An 18,450-nucleotide genomic window follows, 5' to 3' on the forward strand; every position below is an offset into this window, starting at 1 on the left:
CAAGCGACCCCATCGGGATTCGCCTTAAGACCACGAATAAGGAACGCGTATGACAATCGCCCCATGGCTTGCCGGTGCCGCCGCAGTGGTGGTGCTTGCGGTGAAGGCCTCGAAGCGCCTGCAACTGAGCCGCGCCAAGCACAAGGGGCTGGTCGGTCACGTGCGCATGGCCAAGCGGATGAGCCGCCTGCTGCCGTTCTACGATTTCGACCGCGACCAGTTCTTCGCCGCCGATGGCGCGCCCGCTGATGTGGTGGCGCAGCGCGAGGCGGGGTTTGCGCGCCTCTCGGCCCTGTTCAAGGAGCGGTTCCCCAAGAGCGCGGCGGCCTCAGACGAGATGCGCGACAGCATCCCTGACATTGCCTTTACCGGTACCTATCGGGTGCCGTTCCCATTCAGCCGGGTGGTGCGCGAGGCGTTATCCTCGGGCAACTTCTATGCCGCCAGCGACGGCGTGATGCTGACCGACCTCGACGGCAACCAGTTCTATGATCTTACCGGTTCCTATGGCGTGAACCTGCTCGGGACCGATACCTACAAGGGCTTCATGAAGCGCGGCGAGGAGACGGTGGCTGCGCTCGGCCCGGTGTTGGGCGGCCTGCATCCGGTGGTGTCCGAGAACGTGAAGCGGCTGAAGGCGATCAGCGGGCTTGATGCGGTGAGCTTCCATATGTCGGGCACCGAGGCGGTGATGCAGGCGGTGCGGCTGGCGCAGTATCACACCGGGCGCCAGCGGATCGTGCGTTTTGCCGGGAGCTATAACGGCTGGTGGGGCGATGTGCAGCCGGGGGTAGGCAACCCCGTCTCGGCTGACCGCACGCTGACCCTGGCGGACATGAGCGAGCAGACGCTCAAGGTGCTGGCGAGCCGCAAGGACATTGCCTGTGTGCTGGTCAACCCGTTGCAGGCGATGCACCCGAACAGCAACGCGCCGGGCGATAGTGCGCTGGTGGATTCGAGCCGCGGCGTACGGGTGGACCGGGCCGCCTACTCGGCTTGGCTGGCGCGGCTGCGTGAGGTCTGCACAAAGGCGGGCGTGGTGCTGATCATCGACGAGGTGTTCACCGGCTTCCGCCTTTCTAAGCATGGCGCGAGCGAATATTTCGGCGTGCAGGGCGATCTGGTAACTTACGGCAAAACGCTGGGCGGCGGCTATCCGGTGGGCGTGCTGTGCGGCCGGGCCGACCTGATGAAGCGGTTTCGCGACGACCGCCCCGCCGACATCTGCTTCGCGCGCGGGACATTCAACTCGCACCCCAGCGTGATGGGGGCGATGGACCAGTTTTTGCGGTGGCACGCCAGCGCCGAGGCCGATGCGGCTTACGCAGGCGTGGACGACAAGTGGAATGCGCGCGCCGATGCGCTCAACGGGCGGCTCGAGGCCGAGGGTTTGAGCCCGCGTGTGGGCAATCTCGGCACGGTGTGGAGCACGTTTTACACCAGGCCCTCGCGCTATAACTGGATGTTCCAGTTTTATCTGCGCGCCGAGGGGCTGGCGACCGGCTGGACCGGCTCGGGGCGGTTCATCTTCTCCTTTGCCTATGGCGATGCCGAGTTCGCCGAAGTGGCGGACCGCTATGTGGCCGCGGCACGGGCGTTCGAGGCGGATGGCTGGGCGTGGAGCGGTGAGGGGGTGACGAACAAGGACCTGAAGCGGCAGATTTTGCGTGAGAGCTTGCGGGCGAAGCTGGGGCGGGGGTAATTGAGTATTGGGCTGGTGTCAGGCCGCACGCCAAGGCTAACCCAAAGCGGTGTCCTTCTACGCCTATCTCCTGCGCTGCAACGATGGCTCTTACTACGCCGGCCACACCGACGATCTTGAACTGCGCATGGCAAAACATGCGAGTGGTGCACTTGGCGGGTACACCGCCAAACGGCTGCCGGTGGTGCTGGTCTGGTCGGAAAGCTTCCCAACCCGCGACGAAGCTTTTTCCGCCGAGCGCCGGATCAAAGTTTGGGGCAGGGCCAAAAAGGAAGCGCTGATCGTGGGAGACTGGGAACTGCTCTCCCAACTTGCGCGCAATCGGCAGGGGTTTGGGGCCAAGGACAGCGCGTGGCCTTCGACAGGCTCAGGCTGAGCGGGGATGAGCTGTGTGAGGTGCGCTCACGAAAAAAGCCGGAGCGCCTCTCAGCGCCCCGGCCTCTCAATTCTCAAACGCGGTGCTAGAAAATCACCCCCGCGACGGCCGCCACGCAACCGCAGCCTTGGCGCATTCACCCGGCGCTTTCATGTAGAGCTTGAAGTCGGTGAAGGGATCGGTGATGATCTTGGTCACCCACACGATGCCGGTCTCCACGTCGCGGATGATAAACAGCTGCGCCATGCGAAACAGCATCGCGCCGATGCCGAGGCCCAACCAGATCATGCCGAGATTTTCGAAGAACATCCGGGCGCTGGTGAAGGGCTCCGAAAACAGGCCGAAGAACGTGGGGTTGAGATAGAGCACCACAGGCGAAATCGCCCACAGGCCCATCAGGATCACCTTTCGGAACAGGTTGTAGCCAACCTTGATCTCTTCCTTGTGCTCGTGCGTGGCCTCGTTGACGTGGTCATAGCCCTTCGGCTCGAAGAAGAAGTGCCCGGCCTGTCGGCTGGTCATGGCAAAACCCCATGCCAGCAGCGCGGCCAGCCAGGGGTAGTTCCAGAGCAGCACATAGCTCAGCAGGAAGGTGCAAGCGCTGAAGAAGTGCAGCGCCTGATTAATGATCGACTGGTGATAGTAGCGGTGGTCGTCCCAGCGCTGTTCGCGCAGGTGTTCGCGAAAACCGGTCATTCTTTGCACTCCGTCCGAATATCATTGTCCAAGTTATGACAAGGAAATTTCAAGTCATTCCGCCAGTTTGCGGTATCTCAGCATTGAAAAGTGTCCGAGCGGTGGCAATGGTGTGTTCTCAACCAGCTCGACGTGTCCATTTATCTTAGCCCAATTTGCATACCGGGCATATGGAAATTCTGTCCGGAACCCCAGCCTCTTCGTCAGAGGCATCAAGAATTTCTCTATCCGCCCGCGCAGGCCCACGTTGGCACCGATGCGCGTGGTGATGATGATCTCGCCGCCGGGCTTCGCCACGCGCACGAATTCGTCGAGCGCCGCTTCAGGGTGGGGGCAGGAGGTGATGATGTACTGCGCCATGACAACCTCGAAGCTGTTGTCCTCGAAGCGCATGGCCTCGGCATCCATCACCTGAATGTCCTCGACATTGTCGAGTCCCAGCCGCGCCTTGCGTGCGCGCGCCTTGTCGAGCATCGCATCCGACAGGTCGACCGCCACCAGCCGGGTGCTGCGCTGATAGTGCGGCAGGGAAATGCCCGTGCCCACGCCCACTTCGAGCACGCGTCCGCCCTCGGGCAGCGCGGCCTCGGCGGCGCGGATCGCGTCGGAGCGGCCTTCGGTAAAGACCTTGCCGAACACCATGTCATAAACCGGGGCCCAGCGATCGTAGGCGGCGGTGACCGAAGTGGTCTGAAGGTCTGCGCGTTGTGCTCTGCTAGCCATAAGGGCGCGCTATGCGGGCCTTTCGTTTCAGGCGGGAGACGAAAATATGACCATCGCAAGAATGCGATGCGGCTCCCATGCGACAAGCGCGCCTGAGGGGCTTTACCCGGCCCGACCGAACACCAAATATAGCCGGGACATTTATTTGCGCCTCGGGCTTGTGTTGCCATTATGCAACACTATCTCGGCGGAGAAAGGATTAGGGGTACACCATGAATCTCGAAAAATTCACCGACCGGGCGCGCGGCTTCCTGCAAAGCGCTCAGACCGTGGCGATCCGCATGAACCACCAGCGCATCAGCCCGGACCACATTCTCAAGGCCTTGCTGGAAGATAGCGAGGGCATGGCCGCCGGGCTGATCCAGCGCGCCGGGGGCGATCCGGCACGCGCGGTCGACGCGGTTGACGCGTCGCTGGCCAAGTATCCCGCCGTTTCAGGCAGCGGGGCGCAGCAGACGCCGGGGCTCGACAACGATGCGGTGCGCGTGCTCGACCAGGCCGAACAGGTTGCGCAGAAGGCGGGCGACGAATATGTCACCGTCGAGCGCTTGCTGATGGCGCTGGCGCTCGCCAAGACCACCGCCGCTGGCAAGGCGCTGGCCGATGCCGGGCTCACGGCCGAGGCGCTGAATGCCGCGATTAACGAGCTGCGCGGCGGGCGCACGGCCGACACGGCTAGCGCCGAAAGCGCCTATGACGCGATGAAGAAGTACGCGCGCGACCTGACGCAAGCGGCGAAGGACGGCAAGCTCGACCCCGTGATCGGGCGCGACGAGGAAATCCGCCGCACGGTGCAGATTCTCGCTCGCCGCACCAAGAACAACCCCGTGTTGATCGGCGAGCCCGGCACCGGCAAGACCGCCATCGCCGAAGGCCTCGCGCTGCGGATCGCCAACGGCGACGTGCCCGACAGCCTCAAGAATCGCACACTGATGAGCCTCGATCTCGGCTCGATGATCGCGGGCGCCAAGTATCGCGGCGAGTTCGAGGAACGGCTCAAGGCGGTGCTTGACGAGGTGAAGGGCGCCGATGGCCAGATCATCCTGTTCATCGACGAGATGCACACGCTGATCGGCGCGGGCGCGTCTGAGGGCTCGATGGATGCGGGCAACCTCCTGAAGCCCGCACTGGCGCGTGGCGAGCTGCACTGCATCGGTGCGACCACGCTCGACGAGTATCAGAAGTACGTCGAGAAGGATGCCGCCTTGCAGCGCCGGTTCCAGCCGGTGTTCGTCGATGAACCTTCGGTCGAGGATACGATCTCGATCCTGCGCGGGATCAAGGAGAAGTACGAGTTGCACCACGGCGTGCGCATCACCGATGCCGCAATCGTGGCGGCGGCGAAGCTGTCCGAACGCTACATCACCGACCGTTTCTTGCCCGACAAGGCGATCGACCTGATGGACGAGGCCGCCAGCCGCATCCGCATGGAGGTGGAGAGCAAGCCCGAGGAAATCGAGGGGCTCGACCGCCGCATCATCCAGCTGAAGATCGAGGAGCAGGCGCTGACTAAAGAAAGCGATTCCGCCTCGAAGGACCGGCTTGCGACCCTGCGTGAGGAGCTGGCAAATCTGGAGCAGCAATCCTCCGAGCTGACCACCCGCTGGCAGAACGAGCGCGACAAGATCCATGCCGAGGCGCGGATCAAAGAAGAGCTAGACGCGGCGCGGATCGAACTCGAACAGGCGCAGCGCGGCGGCGATCTCGCCAAAGCGGGGGAGCTTTCCTACGGGCGCATCCCCGAGCTGGAAAAGAAGCTTGCCGAGGCCGAGGGGCAGACGGAAAACGCCTTGCTGCGGGAGGAAGTGACCGAGGACGACATCGCCTCCGTAGTCAGCCGCTGGACCGGGGTCGCCATCGAGAAGATGCTTGAAGGCGAACGCGAGAAGCTGCTGAAGATGGAAGAGGTGCTCGGCCAGCGCGTGATCGGGCAGGCTGATGCGGTGAAAGCCGTCTCAAAGGCCGTGCGCCGGGCGCGGGCGGGCTTGCAGGATCCGGGGCGGCCGCTCGGCAGCTTCCTGTTTCTCGGCCCAACCGGCGTCGGCAAGACCGAGCTGACCAAGGCGCTCGCCTCGTTCCTGTTCGACGACGACAACGCGATGGTCCGCATCGACATGAGCGAGTTCATGGAGAAGCATGCGGTGAGCCGCCTGATCGGCGCGCCTCCGGGCTATGTCGGCTATGACGAGGGCGGGGTGCTGACCGAGGCGGTGCGGCGCCGGCCCTATCAGGTGGTACTGTTCGACGAGGTCGAGAAGGCCCACGCCGACGTGTTCAATGTGCTGTTGCAGGTGCTCGACGATGGTCGCCTGACCGACGGGCAGGGCCGCCAGGTCGATTTCTCGAACACGCTGATCATCCTCACCAGCAACCTCGGCAGCCAATACCTGTCGAACCTGGGCGACGATCAGAAGGTGGCGGACGTGGAGCCGCAGGTGATGGAGCAGGTGCGCGGGCATTTCCGCCCCGAGTTCCTGAACCGGCTTGACGAGATCATCCTGTTCCACCGTCTGGCAGCCGAGCACATGGCGCCGATCGTGAAAATCCAGGTCGGCCGGGTGCAGAAGCTGCTCGACGAGCGCAAGGTGACTCTGGATCTGACCGAAGCTGGCCTGCGCTGGCTGGGCAGGGTGGGATATGACCCGGTGTATGGTGCAAGGCCGTTGAAGCGTGCGGTGCAGCGTTACCTGCAAGATCCGCTCGCCGAGATGATCCTTGCGGGCAATGTGCCCGATGGCTCGACCGTTAAGGTCGACGAGGGCGAGGGGGAGTTGGTGTTGACGGTGGCCTGAGGCCTCGAAAACAGCTCAGCCCAGCGAAAAGGGGAGGCAGATCGCTCTGCCTCCCCTTTTCGCTTAGAAACAGTCCCGGTTTAGAAGCCCAGCGTGTCCATGCGAATGCGGATGCCAGCGAAGAAGTAGCGGCCCAGCCAGCCGGTCTGCGCGCGTATGGAGCCCAGTTCGGGCATCTCGTTGGTGAAGTTGTTCACACCGGCGTAGATCGAAAACCGCTGTTCGCTGGTGGTGTACTCTACGCGCGCGTCGTGAATGAAGCGGGCATCGTAGTAGATGTATTCCGGCGCAGCGATGTCCGGGTTTCCGGCAATCACGTCATTGGTATAGCGGCTGCTCTTGCCGATGTACCGCAGGCCGTAATTGACGTTCCAGTTGTCGTTGCTCCAGGTCGCGTCGGCATTGCCGTTCCACTCTGGCGAACCCAGCTCGCCCTTGTCGGCATTGACAATGCCGCCGTTGGCCGGGAGGAAGTTGAGCTTGTCGAGATAGCCGAGCGTACCGCGAACTGCGATCTGGCTGCTGGCTCCCAAGTCGTGCGAATAGTTCAGCGTCATGTCGGCACCGGCGGTTTCGAAGAACGCCACGTTGACCGGCTGCAACTGATATCCCGCAACATAGCCCGTGCTCGGCGAGCGATCGACCCGCTGGCAGAACTCGTTGTCGAGGCTCGCCGAATCTACGCAGAATTCCGCCAGACGTGTGAGTGTCGTCGTGTTGATGGCGTTTTCCAGGTCGATGTCGAACCAGTCGAAGCTGATTGAAAGACCGGGAAGGAAGGCCGGCTGAAGAACCACACCGGCGGTCCAGGTGGTCGCTTCTTCCTGCTCAAGGTTCGCATTGCCCGAAGCGAACCCGGCGATGCCGGCGCTTGAAACGACATCCGATGCGAAATCGTAATTGTCGTAGTCGATGCCGAGCCCCTCGATCAGGGCGCGGCAGTTTTCGGCACGGAATGCCGTGCCATTCGCGATGTTGGTCGGATCGCAGGGATCGTCGAGCTGGGAGAAAGCTCCCGTAGCCGGAGCGAACAGCTCGGTGATGTTCGGCGCACGGGTAGCCTGCGAGTAGCTGCCGCGCAAGCTGATGTCCCTTGCCGGAGCCCATACGCCGGAGACCGACCAGGTGTCCGAATAGCCCGAGGTCGAATAGTCGGAGACGCGCAGAGCCGCATTGAATTCGAGCCGATGGGCGAAGGGCATGTCGGCCAGAAGAGGGACATTCAGCTCGGCAAAGGCTTCGTAAACGTCGAACTCGCCGCGCTCGTCCGCGAGGAGGGCAAGGTCGGACAGAACGCTCTTGCTATTCTGAACCGAGCGGCGCGTTTTCGAGATATCGTCAACGAACGAAACGCTCTTTTCCTTGCGGTATTCCGCGCCGAACGCATAGCCAATCGGCCCGCCGGGCAGCTCGAAGAACTTGCCGAAATCGCCCGAAACGAAGCCGTTCAGAATATATTGGGTGAGGGTATATTCGTTCTGAAGATCGGCATTGATGAAGTTCAGCGCCGCCTGGGATGGAGCGCCGTTGCCGAACAGGTTGAGTGGTTCACAAGAACCATCACCGGCGGGAAAGGTCTGCGGCGTGGCGGGCGGCGCTTCAGCAGCACTGCCAAAGACGTTGCTGAGGTTGAACGGCACGATAGCACCGCCATTGAGGTCCGATCGGCAGACGATGTTTCCGTTGGGCGTTCCGTTGAGGAACTGACCTTCGTCCACCGCGTCCAAGGCCGCAAAATACCGATCAAAATAGCGAAAATTGGTATTGGTATAGTTCGTGGTGTTCTGGCCGAAGGTGTAGCTAATTTCGAAATTGGCATTTTCCGCCAGTTCGCCGTCTAGGCCAACGACAGTGCGGATCACTTCACGGTCGATGTATTTGTCATGCGTGCCGAGGTCGAAGTTATCGCGCGAAATAAGAAGGCCGTCATCAAGGCCGAAACCGCTCAGGTTGCCAGCAGCAATTGTATCGCTGATCGCATCGGGGATGAAGGCATTGTCCGCAGGAATATACGTGTAAAAGTCGAAGGATGGCTGCGCCACCGTGTAGGTGTCTGTTTTGACGTATTTGCCTTCGGCGAAAAAGCTCACTCTGTCGGTGAGCTCGTAATTCCCGATGAGGTTTACGATATGGTTGACATTCTGCGCCTGCAGGTCGCCCTGATAGTTGGCCATAGGCGTATCGTCGGTGGTCGCGTCTCCGGTGGAAAGCGAGCCCGAGGCCGGAAGAAAAGTACCAGGATTGTATAGCGCGCCATCGCCGCCAAAACCCGGAGCGAGCGAGCCGTCGATTGCGACAGCGCCGCCCGGCGAGCTTCCAGAATAGCCAACAAAGGGCAGCGGAATTTCATCCGGCACCTTGGGATCGTCAATGCCCGCGTCATCGGGGTTCTGTACGAGCAGGAGCGTATCGAACTGTCCGTGAGGGCGATCGCCGTAGGCCACGCGTTCCTGCCGGCGGTATTCATAAGACAACGCTATGTTGCCGCGACCGCCATCGATGTTGTGGCCAGCCGTCACCGAGAACAGCGTGCTGTCGGCATCGTCGAAGTCCGAAATTCCCTGCTGGGCGCGCACATCGAGGCCTTCGAAGTCACGCTTCATAATGAAGTTGACCACACCCGATACGCCGTCCGCACCGTAAATCGACGACACGCCGCCAGTCAGCACGTCAATGCGTTCGACCAGTGCGGTGGGAATGGTGTTAATGTCGACCGCCGCTTCACCGGGAACGCCAGCGACGTGACGACGTCCGTCGACGAGGACAAGGGTGCGGTTGGCGCCAAGGTTGCGCAGGTCCAAAAGATTGACGCCGGCGGCACCGGTGCGAGCCTGCGAACCGGCTGCTTCATAGCTGCCCACGGATCCGATCAGCGCAGGGGTCTGTTTAAGCAGATCGGTAAGGTCGATTTCGCCTGACTGCTCTATGTTGTCTGCAGTAACAGAGACGACCGGCGTGGCGCTGCCGGTTTCCGGACGTTTGATGCGGGTCCCTGTAACAACGATAATGCTATCGTCGCTCGCGGAGGCACCCGCTGTGCTTTGTGCGAAAGAAGGATTGGCCAGCAGCGCAAACGACAGGGCAATCGGAGCGCTCGCGCTTTTGAAAATAGAGTGAAGCTTCACAGGTGGCGGTTCCTAGCAAGCGGCCGAAAATCGTGAGCCGAAATTGTGCGGACAGTGCAAAGCCAGCCGGGTGCGTTTTGCGCAGCGACTAGTCAGCAGATGTTCACATATACGACAGATTTGGTTAACAAGGGTTTAGCTCGGCATAGCGCGCCGCGCAGATGCCGATCCCGAAAGGCGCTGGTAAGCTGGGGTTTTCGGCAGCTAAGAGGGCTGCCACAGGTTCTTCTTTCTCGAACCGCACTGGAGAATATCGTGCCCAACACGACAACCAACGCCAGCGACAAATGGCATATCGGCGTCATCGGCGGCTCCGGCCTTTATGAGCCCGGCGCGCTGGAAGATGCGCAGGAAATCCGTGTTGCCAGCGCCTTTGGCGAGCCGTCCGGCCCGATCACCACCGGCCATATCGGCGGCGTCCGCTTCAGCTTTATCGCCCGGCACGGAACAGGGCACAGGCTTGCGCCTTCCGAGGTGAACTACCGCGCCAATATCGACGCGCTGAAGCGTTGCGGCGTGACCGATGTGCTGGCGATCAGCGCCATCGGCTCGCTCGCCGAAGAGATGGCGCCGGGCGATTTTGTGGTGGTCGACCAGCTGATCGACCGCACGCTGAGCCGCGCGCGCAGCTTTTTCAGCGGTGGTGTCGTCGCCCATGTTCCGCTGGCCGATCCGGTCTGCCCGCGCCTGTCTCAGCTGGCCGGCACGGCCGCAGGCGCGGCGGGGGCGAAGGTCCACGAGGGCGGCACCTATGTCGCCATCGAGGGGCCGCAGTTTTCGACCCGCGCCGAAAGCCACATGTACCGCCAGTGGGGCGGGCAGGTGATCGGCATGACCGCCATGCCAGAGGCGCGCCTCGCCCGCGAGGCTGAGCTGCCCTACGCGCTGGTGGGAATGGTTACCGACTACGACTGCTGGCGCGAAAGCCATGCCGATGTCGATGTCGCGGAAATCCTTGCTGTGATGCGCGGCAATGCCGATAAGGCGCGCGCGCTTATCGCCGAGCTTGCCGCCGTCTTGCCCGAGGTGCGGCCAGCGAGCCCGATCGACACGGTGCTCGATACGGCGATCGTTTCCGCGCGCGAAAATCTGCTCGGGGCAGGCGGCGCGAAGCTCGATGCCGTTGCTGGGCGTATTTTGCAGGCATTGCCGGATCGGGACACCTGACGAGCGATACTTGCTTTTTTGTGTAAGCTGTTGAAGGATAGTTGCCTATGCAACAAATGGCTCCTCTCGCACGGTTTTTGCCCTATCAGCTCTCGATTACCTCGAACGCGGTTAGCGGAAGAATCGCGCAGGAATATCGCGCCCGCTGGGGGCTTTCGGTGCCCGAATGGCGGGTGATGGCACTGCTGGGCGACTTCGGTACGATTACCCAGCGCGATCTCACCCGTCTTTCGTTGATGGACAAGGTGGCGGTGAACCGCGCCTGCAAGGTGCTGGAAGATCGCGGCCTGGTGCAGCGCACACCCAACGAGCAGGATGGCCGCTCGCACCTGCTCGACCTGACCGAATCTGGGAATGAGATGCATGCCCAGATCATGCCGCTCGCACGCGAGATGGAACGGCGCATTTGCGAAGGGATCAGCGAAGCCGAGCTTGAGACTTTCCGCACGATGCTTGACCGGTTGCATCGGCAATCCGAGATTGTCGATTCCGACGATATCGTCAGCGACAACTTCGGAATCGAATAAGGCCCGCGCGGGCGGGGCGGGCAGGCGCTAGTTGGCGCCCGGTCCGCCGCCCGAGAAGGCATCGGCAATCGAACAGGCCGCCGGGCCGAGAATCACGATGAACAGCACCGGCAGGATGAACAGGATCAGCGGCACGGTCATGATCGCGGGCAGGCGCGCGGCCTTCTCTTCGGCCCGCATCATGCGCTCGTTGCGGAATTCGGCCGAGAGCACGCGCAGGGCCGAGGCGAGCGGCGTGCCATAGCGTTCGGTCTGCACCATGGTGGTGACGACGCCTCGAACCGCGTCGAGGTCGACACGGTAGGCAAAGTTCTCGAAGGCCTGCCGCCGCTCGGTGAGGAACGACAGCTCGATGGCGGTCAGCGCAAACTCGTCGCCCAGTTCGGGATAGGCACGGCCCAGCTCGCGGGCAACGCGGTTGAATGCGGCATCGACCGTAAGACCGGCCTCGGCGCAGATCACCAGCAGGTCCAGCGCGTCGGGCAGGCCCTTTTGAATCGCCTTCGTGCGCTTGTTCGCGACGTTCGAAATATACAGCTCGGGCCCCTTGTAGCCCAGTATCACCAGCGCGGCGAAGCCGAGGAAGCGCTTGAAGCTGCCCCATTCGGGGAACATGTCCGACCAGTAGAACATGACCACGCCGATCAGGCCGAGCACGATCGGCAGCACCATGCGGGCAAAGATGATGACGACCGCCAGCTCCTTGTTGCGGTAGCCGGCCTGCGCTAGCTTCTGCTGGATATCCTTGACCTGGCTTTCCTGCAGCACTTTCATGCCCTGCAGGGTGTCTTTCATCTTGTCGGTGGTGTCGGTACGACGCACGAGGCTTTGGCGCTTGCGCGCGCTGCTCGGTATCATGCCCGACTTCAGCTCGTCGCGCCGGGCATTGAGGGCCTTCACTCGCTTCGCCATCGGATCCTTGACCGTGACGGCAGTGTAGATCGCGAAGAAAACGGCCATCGCGGCGATGGCTGCTAGGATCGAGCCGACCAGGATGATGTCGACGCCGAGAAGGGTGGGTCCGCCTTGTGACATGTGCCTTATCTTTCCTCGCTCAGATCTCGAAGCTGACCATCTTGGCCATGATAAAGCCGCCGATGGTCATCCAGATAAGCCCGCCGATGCCGGTCACGATCAGGCGATCCTCGGTAAAGAAGCCGCCAACATAGCTGGGGTTGATCCAGTAGATCAGGCAGAACACGATAAACGGCAGCGCGCCGACGATATAGGCCGAGGCTTTCGATTCCGAGCTCATAGCCTTGATCTTGAGCTTCATCTGCGCGCGCTTGCGCAGCACGTCGGCCAGGTTCGAGAGCGTTTCAGCCAGGTTGCCGCCCGTCTCGCGCTGGATTGCCAGCGTGATGACGAAGAACTGGAATTCGGCCGTGTTCAGCTTGTCGGCCGATTCCTGGAGCGATTCCTCCATTGTGCGGCCGATCTTGATGCGTTCGACCACGCTGCGGAACTCAGCGCCCACAGGGCCGGGGATTTCCTGCGCTACCACACTGAGCGTTTCGGAAACCGGTAGGCCCGAGCGCAGTCCGCGCACCAGCAGCTCGATGGCATCCGGAAACTTGGCGTTGAACTGGTTCATCCGCTTCTTGATGAAGTGGCTGACCACCATGTGCGGGATGCCAGCGCCCAGCATCAGCCCCATGCCTAGCGCCAGCAGGCCGGCGCCGGTCTGCAGGAAAATCAGGGCAATCAGGATGAAGGCAAGGCCGGCCGAGGCATAGACATACTGCGTGACCGTCCAGCCCATGCCGGTGCGGGCAAGGCGCAGGGCAAGCGCTTCGCCGCGCGAACCTGCTCCGGCGATCCGGTGCGCTTTCGGGCGGCGCGCGGCGATGGCCTTCTTGAGCTGGCTCTCGACCTTGTCGGTGGTGCTTTCAGAATGGCGAAAGCGCACGGCCTGCAGGCGGCGGGCGCTTTCCTTGGCGGGGCTCGGCCCGCTCAGCAGCAGGTAACCGAGAACCATCAGCGTCATCAGGCCGGTGCCTACAAGCAGGAGCTGGAGGATGTTCATCGTCTACCTTCTTTCAACCGTCACACCCGCCCCGCAGCGGATAGGGCCTTATTCGGCGGGAGTGGCATCGGCCTTCGTCTTCGAACCGCCTAGCAGGGCTTTGAGGTCGAACTTGTCGAGCAGCGAGGAGCCTGTCTTCGACGAACTGGCCAGCGCTGCGCCGTCATCTTCGCTGATCCCGGCGATGATCCGCGCGATCTCGCCGATCGGGGCGGTCGCCTTGGCGTTCTTGTTGGCTTCGGCGAACGTCTGGCCCAGCTTCGCGGCATTGACCGCCGCCTTCTGATCGAACGGAATCGAAAAGTTGATCTTGCGCTCGATCGAGGCTTCGAAATCGGCCTTCGAGATTTCCGCCGCGCCGGGCTGCACCTTGTTGCACACCACCATTGGATGGGCGTTGGGCGCATTGGTCTTGAGCCACGAGAGGATACGGATCGTGTCGCGTGCCGAGGCCAGCGTCAGCTCGCACACCAGCACCACGACATGCACTTCTGCGAGCAGATGCGGGAAGTTGATGAGGACGTTGCGCGGCAGATCGACGACCGTCATGTCGAAAGCGGCGCGAAACTCCTCCTGCAATTGCAGGAAGGCGGTGCCGTCGGTCATCAGCGGCGCGTTGATCGGCGCTTCTGCCGACATGATCGCCAGCTTCTCGTTGGCCCGGATCACAGCGCGGTCGATGAACAGGCCATCGATGCGGCCGGGGTTGTCGATGGCATCGGTGAGCCCGCGGCCCGGTTCGAGGTCGAGGCACAGGGCGTCGGTACCGAAATGCACGTCGAGATCTAGCAGCGCGGTCGTGCGGTCGTGCTCGGTCGAGCACAGCCAGGCGAGCGAGGTGGCCAGCGTCGAAGCGCCGACACCGCCGCGCGTGCCAACGACTGCGGTGGCGATGTGTTCGCGTTCCTCGCCATGATCGCCGCCGCGCGGGTTGCTGAACACCGCCTGCGCCTGTGTCAGACAGTCGCGCAGCTGGTTCGCGGACAGCGGCTTGAGCAGATAGTCGTGAATGCCGCTGGAGAGCAGATCGCGATAGAGACGCACGTCGTTGACCTGGCCGATGGCGATCACCACCGTACCCGGCTCGCAGACTTCCGCCAGCGCGTTGATGTCGTTAAGGGGGTCGCCGCTTTCGGACAGGTCGACCATCAGAATCGCCGGACTGGCCGAGATCGACAGCGACTGCACCGCGTTGCGCAGGCCGCCCTTGTTGCACTTCTCGCTCTGCCAGCCCATTTCGGCCACGACCGGGCGCAGCACTTCGAGTGCGGCCTCGTCGCAGATATAGGCGGCGAAGGCGTCGCGGTTCCCCATCGGGCTGGGTTTCCAGGGTGCGCTCATTGTCGTTAGTTCCCCGTGCTTGCGTTAGCGGTGACGCCTTCGGCGGCAGTCGGAGCCTGTTCGCGATAGGATTGGATGGCGCGGGTCGAAGTCATCACCGTGGTCTCGCCCGTGCCTTTCGCCCCTTCGAGCAGGTGTTCGGGGTCGGCAATCATCGCCGCCATGTTCGAATTGATCGCGCACCCGAAATTGGGGGAGGTGTTGTTGCCGAGTGTCGTGCCCTCCCGTTCCGACCAGTCGGGGCAGCCCGGCACATAGGCGCGCGAGCGGGTGACGACGACGCGCACCATGCCCGGATCGATGAAGCCTTCGGTGACGGGAGCGCCTTCGCTCAGCAACAGGCTGTGACGGCTGGCAATGGCGGCCACGTCCTCGCGCACGGCAGGGTTGTCGATTGCGGCATCCAGGCCGATGCGGTCGCCATAGCCGATGTCCATCGCCTCGAACCAGGTGGCCAGACGCTGCTGCTCGCTGATCGGCAGGCCGCCAGCGTTGGTGGCCAGATCGAGGGTGTAATTGTTACGCTCCACCACCGGTTCATGCACCGAATAGAGAGTGCCATTGGTGGTCCCGTCGGTAGCGGAGCAGGCGGCGAGGCCCAGCGCAAGTGAGAGGGCCAGGACCGAGGTGGCGGCGCGATTGCGGCTGTTGGTCATCGTCAGAACCCTTCTCAGTTCAGGCTGAAGCCGGGGCGCGCGGCCTCGGCGGATTGCGCGGGGGCACCAGCAGGCGCGCCGTCGGCACGCACGGCGCCGCTCTGATCGGCGGCGCTTACCGCCGGATTAGCCCCTGCTTCGCCGGCGGCGCGCGGCATCGGCCGGATGGCACCGGGGCGACCGGCAGTCTCGCGGTTGAAGAAGAACTGCTCACCGAAGTTGGGTGAGGCATAGCCATCGGTCGGTAGGCGGATGTCGCTGTCGCTGACCGGCTTGACCAGATAGGGGGTGACGACGATCACAAGCTCGGTTTCGCCGCGCTGGAATTGGTTCGAGCGGAACAGGTTGCCGAGGATCGGCAGGTCGCCAACGCCCGGGGTCTTGTCGATAATGCTCTGCGCGTTGTTAGAGAGCAGCCCGGCAATCATGAAGCTTTCGCCAGAGCCCAGCTCGATGGTGGTTTCGGCGCGGCGCGTGGTGAGCGCCGGGATCGAGTTGCCGCCGAGCGTGACGGCTCCCTGCGCCGACAGCTCCGAAACCTCAGGACGCACCCGCATCGAAATGCGGCCATTGGCGAGCACCGTAGGGGCATAGCTAAGGCTGACGCCATACTTCTTGTATTCGATCGAATTGGTGCCAAGCGCCTGCGGCACGAGTATCGGAAACTCGCCGCCAGCGAGGAACTCGGCGGTCTCGCCCGACAGCGCGGTGAGGTTGGGCTGAGCCAGCGTGGTCACCAGGCCCTCTGTTTCCGCCAAGTCGAGCGCCCCGGCGATATCGAGCCCGAGCAAACGGCCCACTCCGCCTAGCGTTGTGGCACCATCCTCAGGGGCAATTCTGGTGCTGCCGGCGGCATTGCCGACGCTGAGCTGCCGGCCGGGGGTAAAGTTGGCGGCAAAATTGCTTCGTCCGCGGCCCAGCCCGAACTGGAAGCCGTCGGTGCCGTCAATGGTCGTGACGCTTGCATTGAGAGAACGCACCAGCGAGCGGCTGACCTCGGCGAAACGCACGCGCAGGTTGACCTGCAGAGGAGTGGCCATGCGCAGCCGCGAAATCACATTGGTATCCTCGCCCACGAAGGCGGCAACGAGGCGCTCGGCCTCAGCAGCATCCTCGGGCGCGGCCACGGTGCCGGTCAGAAGCACTGTGTTCGATCCCATGGTGGCGATGTTCACCTTCGCCTCAGGCATGGCCAGCGCCAGCATCTGATCGATCGAATCGATGTTCGAGCCGACGCGGATATTGGCCGACCAGATAATGTCACCGCCCGCGTTGCTGGCATAGATCGTGGTCTCGCCGCCCGACAGGCCCATCACGAACAGCTGGCGCTGCGACTTGACCTGAACATCGGCGACCGCATCGTTGGAAACGAACACGTCGGTCATCGATCCCGGCACGTTGACCAGTTCACCGCGCCCTATGGAAAGGATGATATCCTGTGCCGGGGCAATCGTGCCCTGGGCCTGCGCGGGGCCGGCAGGGATGGCGGCCAGCGGGGCCAGCGCCCATGCGGCGCTCAGCGCAATCTTGGTAAGGCGGCTGTGCATCGATTTGCCTTTCAGCTTGGCTAATTTGCCGGGATGCGGCTGCGGGATGATCTTGTTCATGAGTGTCACTTTGCTCTCGGCCTCAGCGCTGGCCGCTCGCCGCCGTGCTACGGTCGAGCATGGCACCTGCCTTGCCGACCGGCTCGACGGTGGTGTCCTTGCCGCGCGTCACGCGGACGGTGGGGCCTTGCGGGGCGGCGGCGTTCACAGTGTCGACCATTTGTCCAAGCGGGTTGAACACGGCCTGCGCCATGTTGCCGTTCTCGCCCGCTGGCTGCGGCGGCGTGCGGCGCGGCATCGAGCTGCGCTGGAAGCGCGACACGTCGCCGCCGGTTACATAGGTGGTGGAGCTGTCACGCGGACGCGATACGGCTGTGCGCAGCAGCGCTTCTTCTTCCTCGCGGCTGGCATTATCGGGCAGGTCGACATCGCCCGATGCAAGCGCGCGTTCGAGTTCGGACTGGTTGTCGGCAATCGAGCGTAGCGAAAGGCTGAGCGTGCCGATGGTCTGTGCAACGGCGATCTTTTCGGCGATGCGCGGTGTCACTTCCAGCGTTACAGCGCGAAACTGGCGGACCACGGTTTTACCGTCTTCGTTGGTGACGCTTTCGGTATCCTGGTCGGTGGCGAGCACGCGCAGGTTGAATAGCACGGTTTCAGAGGTGTTGAGCACGCCGCCTTCGGCATCGCCCTGAACGCTCTGGGTCAGCACGAGGTCGACGCGGTCGCCCGGAAAGACGAAGCCCGAAACGCCGGTGCGCGCCGAAACGGGCACCGACACGGCACGCATGCCGGGCCCGAGGGCGGCGGCGAGGAAGCCTCGGTCGCCCGGGGCGACAAGCGCGCCCTGCGTCACCGGCTCGCCGGCGGTGATGGTGTTGCGAACGACGGTGCCGAGCAGGTTTTCCATGCTCACTTCGCCGTCGATGAAGTAGGCATCCTGCACCAGCTCTTCCGGCCACTGTTGATAGACGATGGCATCGGCGGTGATGATTGTGCCGACCGGCAGGCTGCGCTTGGCGACGAGAACCTTGGGGCCTTGCGGCTCTACCACGGCCGCCTCGGCCTGCGGCGCAGAGGCACCCGCAAACATGCTGCGCGCGGCCAGCGCGGTCCCCACCGCGACGACCAGAGCTGCGACCAGCAATACGAGTTTCTTCTTATCCATGGTGCCTTACGCCCCTTCAGGTCTTTGCGCTTTGTTCTCGCGGATTTACGCGGCGACTGGTTAAAATCGGGTTCACCCGGCCATCTGCGCGGCAGGCAGGGCCGGCTGTATCAACCCGTAGATAATCCAGAGACCGGCCATCGAGATCGCGACGCCGTATGGGATGGTCAGCTTGTACTTCTGGCGGCGGGCAATGTGCCACGCGCCGAATGCGATCGTGAGCAGGCCGCCCAGCAGCGCCATCATGATCAGCAGGTTCACGAACGCGAGCGGCTCGATCCACAGCGCCAACGCTGTCAGCAGCTTGACGTCGCCGCCGCCCATTGCGCGGATCGCGAAGAGGAGCGAAAGCACCGCGAAGGTCGCCAGCGCCAAGCCCACCTGCCAGGCGACATCGGGCCACAGCGCCATGTCGCTGGCAAACCAGTACACCGGCGCGCCCAGCGCAATCGCTGCGTTCAGCCAGTTGGCGATGCGACGGCTGCGGATATCGGTGAAGGCCGCAATCAGCAGTGCAATTGCCAAGGCGCACAGCAGCCCGTACTGGAATGGATCGTCAACCATCATGCTCTCGTGGGTTCCCCATGAGCATGGGTGCTAGCTG

The 18,450-nt window shown here is 62.9% G+C and carries 15 protein-coding genes; 5 read left to right on the top strand and 10 right to left on the bottom strand.

All coding sequences use genetic code 11. The features are described from left to right. The first annotated feature begins 49 nt into the window (after positions 1–49). On the top strand, positions 50–1,702 hold the full coding sequence (locus E0473_RS11625) for an aminotransferase class III-fold pyridoxal phosphate-dependent enzyme (protein ID WP_137681066.1): 1,653 nt from the start codon (positions 50–52) through the stop codon (positions 1,700–1,702). A gap of 49 nt (positions 1,703–1,751) precedes the next feature. Further along, positions 1,752–2,078, top strand: a complete 327-nt coding sequence (locus tag E0473_RS11630) for a GIY-YIG nuclease family protein (protein ID WP_137681067.1) — start codon at positions 1,752–1,754, stop codon at positions 2,076–2,078. A gap of 93 nt (positions 2,079–2,171) precedes the next feature. Here the strand turns inward: E0473_RS11630 and E0473_RS11635 are convergent, their stop codons facing one another. Further along, positions 2,172–2,774, bottom strand: a complete 603-nt coding sequence (locus tag E0473_RS11635) for a DUF962 domain-containing protein (RefSeq protein WP_137681068.1) — start codon at positions 2,772–2,774, stop codon at positions 2,172–2,174. Between the two features lie 54 nt (positions 2,775–2,828). Continuing rightward, positions 2,829–3,497 carry a class I SAM-dependent methyltransferase gene (locus E0473_RS11640; protein ID WP_137681069.1) on the bottom strand — a complete coding sequence of 223 codons (669 nt, stop codon included), beginning with the start codon at positions 3,495–3,497 and terminating at the stop codon, positions 2,829–2,831. Between the two features lie 212 nt (positions 3,498–3,709). Between E0473_RS11640 and clpB the strand changes: the two genes are divergently transcribed. Next, complete coding sequence (clpB, locus tag E0473_RS11645) at positions 3,710–6,289, top strand: ATP-dependent chaperone ClpB (RefSeq protein ID WP_137681070.1); 2,580 nt, start codon at positions 3,710–3,712, stop codon at positions 6,287–6,289. 80 nt (positions 6,290–6,369) lie between these two features. On the opposite strand, the gene E0473_RS11650 is transcribed toward clpB, so the two are convergent. After that, positions 6,370–9,414, bottom strand: coding sequence for a TonB-dependent receptor plug domain-containing protein (locus tag E0473_RS11650; RefSeq protein WP_137681071.1), 3,045 nt, complete (start codon positions 9,412–9,414; stop codon positions 6,370–6,372). A gap of 255 nt (positions 9,415–9,669) precedes the next feature. On the opposite strand from E0473_RS11650, the gene mtnP reads away from it, so the two are divergent. Beyond that, the gene (gene mtnP, locus E0473_RS11655; RefSeq protein ID WP_241657481.1) at positions 9,670–10,581 is read left to right on the top strand and encodes an S-methyl-5'-thioadenosine phosphorylase; all 912 of its coding nucleotides are present in this window, start codon (positions 9,670–9,672) and stop codon (positions 10,579–10,581) included. Positions 10,582–10,637: 56 nt separating this feature from the next. Beyond that, complete coding sequence (locus tag E0473_RS11660; protein WP_241657482.1) at positions 10,638–11,108, top strand: MarR family winged helix-turn-helix transcriptional regulator; 471 nt, start codon at positions 10,638–10,640, stop codon at positions 11,106–11,108. Between the two features lie 27 nt (positions 11,109–11,135). On the opposite strand, the gene E0473_RS11665 is transcribed toward E0473_RS11660, so the two are convergent. The 7 genes from E0473_RS11665 to E0473_RS11695 all read right to left on the bottom strand — a co-directional run bounded on the left by E0473_RS11665 (position 11,136) and on the right by E0473_RS11695 (position 18,410). Beyond that, entirely contained in the window at positions 11,136–12,143 is a 1,008-nt protein-coding gene (locus E0473_RS11665; protein WP_137681074.1) for a type II secretion system F family protein, read from the bottom strand. 19 nt (positions 12,144–12,162) lie between these two features. Beyond that, the gene (locus tag E0473_RS11670) at positions 12,163–13,134 is read right to left on the bottom strand and encodes a type II secretion system F family protein (protein ID WP_137681075.1); all 972 of its coding nucleotides are present in this window, start codon (positions 13,132–13,134) and stop codon (positions 12,163–12,165) included. A 48-nt stretch (positions 13,135–13,182) separates the two neighbouring features. Next, positions 13,183–14,475 carry a pilus assembly protein CpaE gene (locus tag E0473_RS11675; RefSeq protein ID WP_137681076.1) on the bottom strand — a complete coding sequence of 431 codons (1,293 nt, stop codon included), beginning with the start codon at positions 14,473–14,475 and terminating at the stop codon, positions 13,183–13,185. A 5-nt stretch (positions 14,476–14,480) separates the two neighbouring features. Continuing rightward, positions 14,481–15,131 carry a CpaD family pilus assembly protein gene (locus E0473_RS11680; RefSeq protein ID WP_137681077.1) on the bottom strand — a complete coding sequence of 217 codons (651 nt, stop codon included), beginning with the start codon at positions 15,129–15,131 and terminating at the stop codon, positions 14,481–14,483. Positions 15,132–15,145: 14 nt separating this feature from the next. Beyond that, positions 15,146–16,738, bottom strand: coding sequence for a type II and III secretion system protein family protein (locus E0473_RS11685; protein ID WP_421721789.1), 1,593 nt, complete (start codon positions 16,736–16,738; stop codon positions 15,146–15,148). A gap of 22 nt (positions 16,739–16,760) precedes the next feature. Beyond that, complete coding sequence (gene cpaB / locus E0473_RS11690) at positions 16,761–17,846, bottom strand: Flp pilus assembly protein CpaB (protein ID WP_137681078.1); 1,086 nt, start codon at positions 17,844–17,846, stop codon at positions 16,761–16,763. A gap of 72 nt (positions 17,847–17,918) precedes the next feature. Next, positions 17,919–18,410: an A24 family peptidase gene (locus tag E0473_RS11695; RefSeq protein ID WP_137681079.1), complete on the bottom strand. Its 492-nt coding sequence runs from the start codon at positions 18,408–18,410 to the stop codon at positions 17,919–17,921. Between the last annotated feature and the right edge of the window lie 40 nt (positions 18,411–18,450).

Source organism: Aurantiacibacter suaedae, assembly GCF_005434915.1.
GTDB lineage: Bacteria > Pseudomonadota > Alphaproteobacteria > Sphingomonadales > Sphingomonadaceae > Alteraurantiacibacter > Alteraurantiacibacter suaedae.

Coding starts and splice junctions, on each gene's coding strand:
- E0473_RS11625 (WP_137681066.1), top strand. CDS start 50: ATGACAATCGCCCCATGGCTTGCCGGTGCCGCCGCAGTGGTGGTGCTT.
- E0473_RS11635 (WP_137681068.1), bottom strand. CDS start 2,774: ATGACCGGTTTTCGCGAACACCTGCGCGAACAGCGCTGGGACGACCAC.
- E0473_RS11640 (WP_137681069.1), bottom strand. CDS start 3,497: ATGGCTAGCAGAGCACAACGCGCAGACCTTCAGACCACTTCGGTCACC.
- clpB (WP_137681070.1), top strand. CDS start 3,710: ATGAATCTCGAAAAATTCACCGACCGGGCGCGCGGCTTCCTGCAAAGC.
- E0473_RS11660 (WP_241657482.1), top strand. CDS start 10,638: ATGGCTCCTCTCGCACGGTTTTTGCCCTATCAGCTCTCGATTACCTCG.
- E0473_RS11665 (WP_137681074.1), bottom strand. CDS start 12,143: ATGTCACAAGGCGGACCCACCCTTCTCGGCGTCGACATCATCCTGGTC.
- E0473_RS11670 (WP_137681075.1), bottom strand. CDS start 13,134: ATGAACATCCTCCAGCTCCTGCTTGTAGGCACCGGCCTGATGACGCTG.
- E0473_RS11675 (WP_137681076.1), bottom strand. CDS start 14,475: ATGAGCGCACCCTGGAAACCCAGCCCGATGGGGAACCGCGACGCCTTC.
- E0473_RS11680 (WP_137681077.1), bottom strand. CDS start 15,131: ATGACCAACAGCCGCAATCGCGCCGCCACCTCGGTCCTGGCCCTCTCA.
- E0473_RS11685 (WP_421721789.1), bottom strand. CDS start 16,738: ATGAACAAGATCATCCCGCAGCCGCATCCCGGCAAATTAGCCAAGCTG.
- cpaB (WP_137681078.1), bottom strand. CDS start 17,846: ATGGATAAGAAGAAACTCGTATTGCTGGTCGCAGCTCTGGTCGTCGCG.
- E0473_RS11695 (WP_137681079.1), bottom strand. CDS start 18,410: ATGGTTGACGATCCATTCCAGTACGGGCTGCTGTGCGCCTTGGCAATT.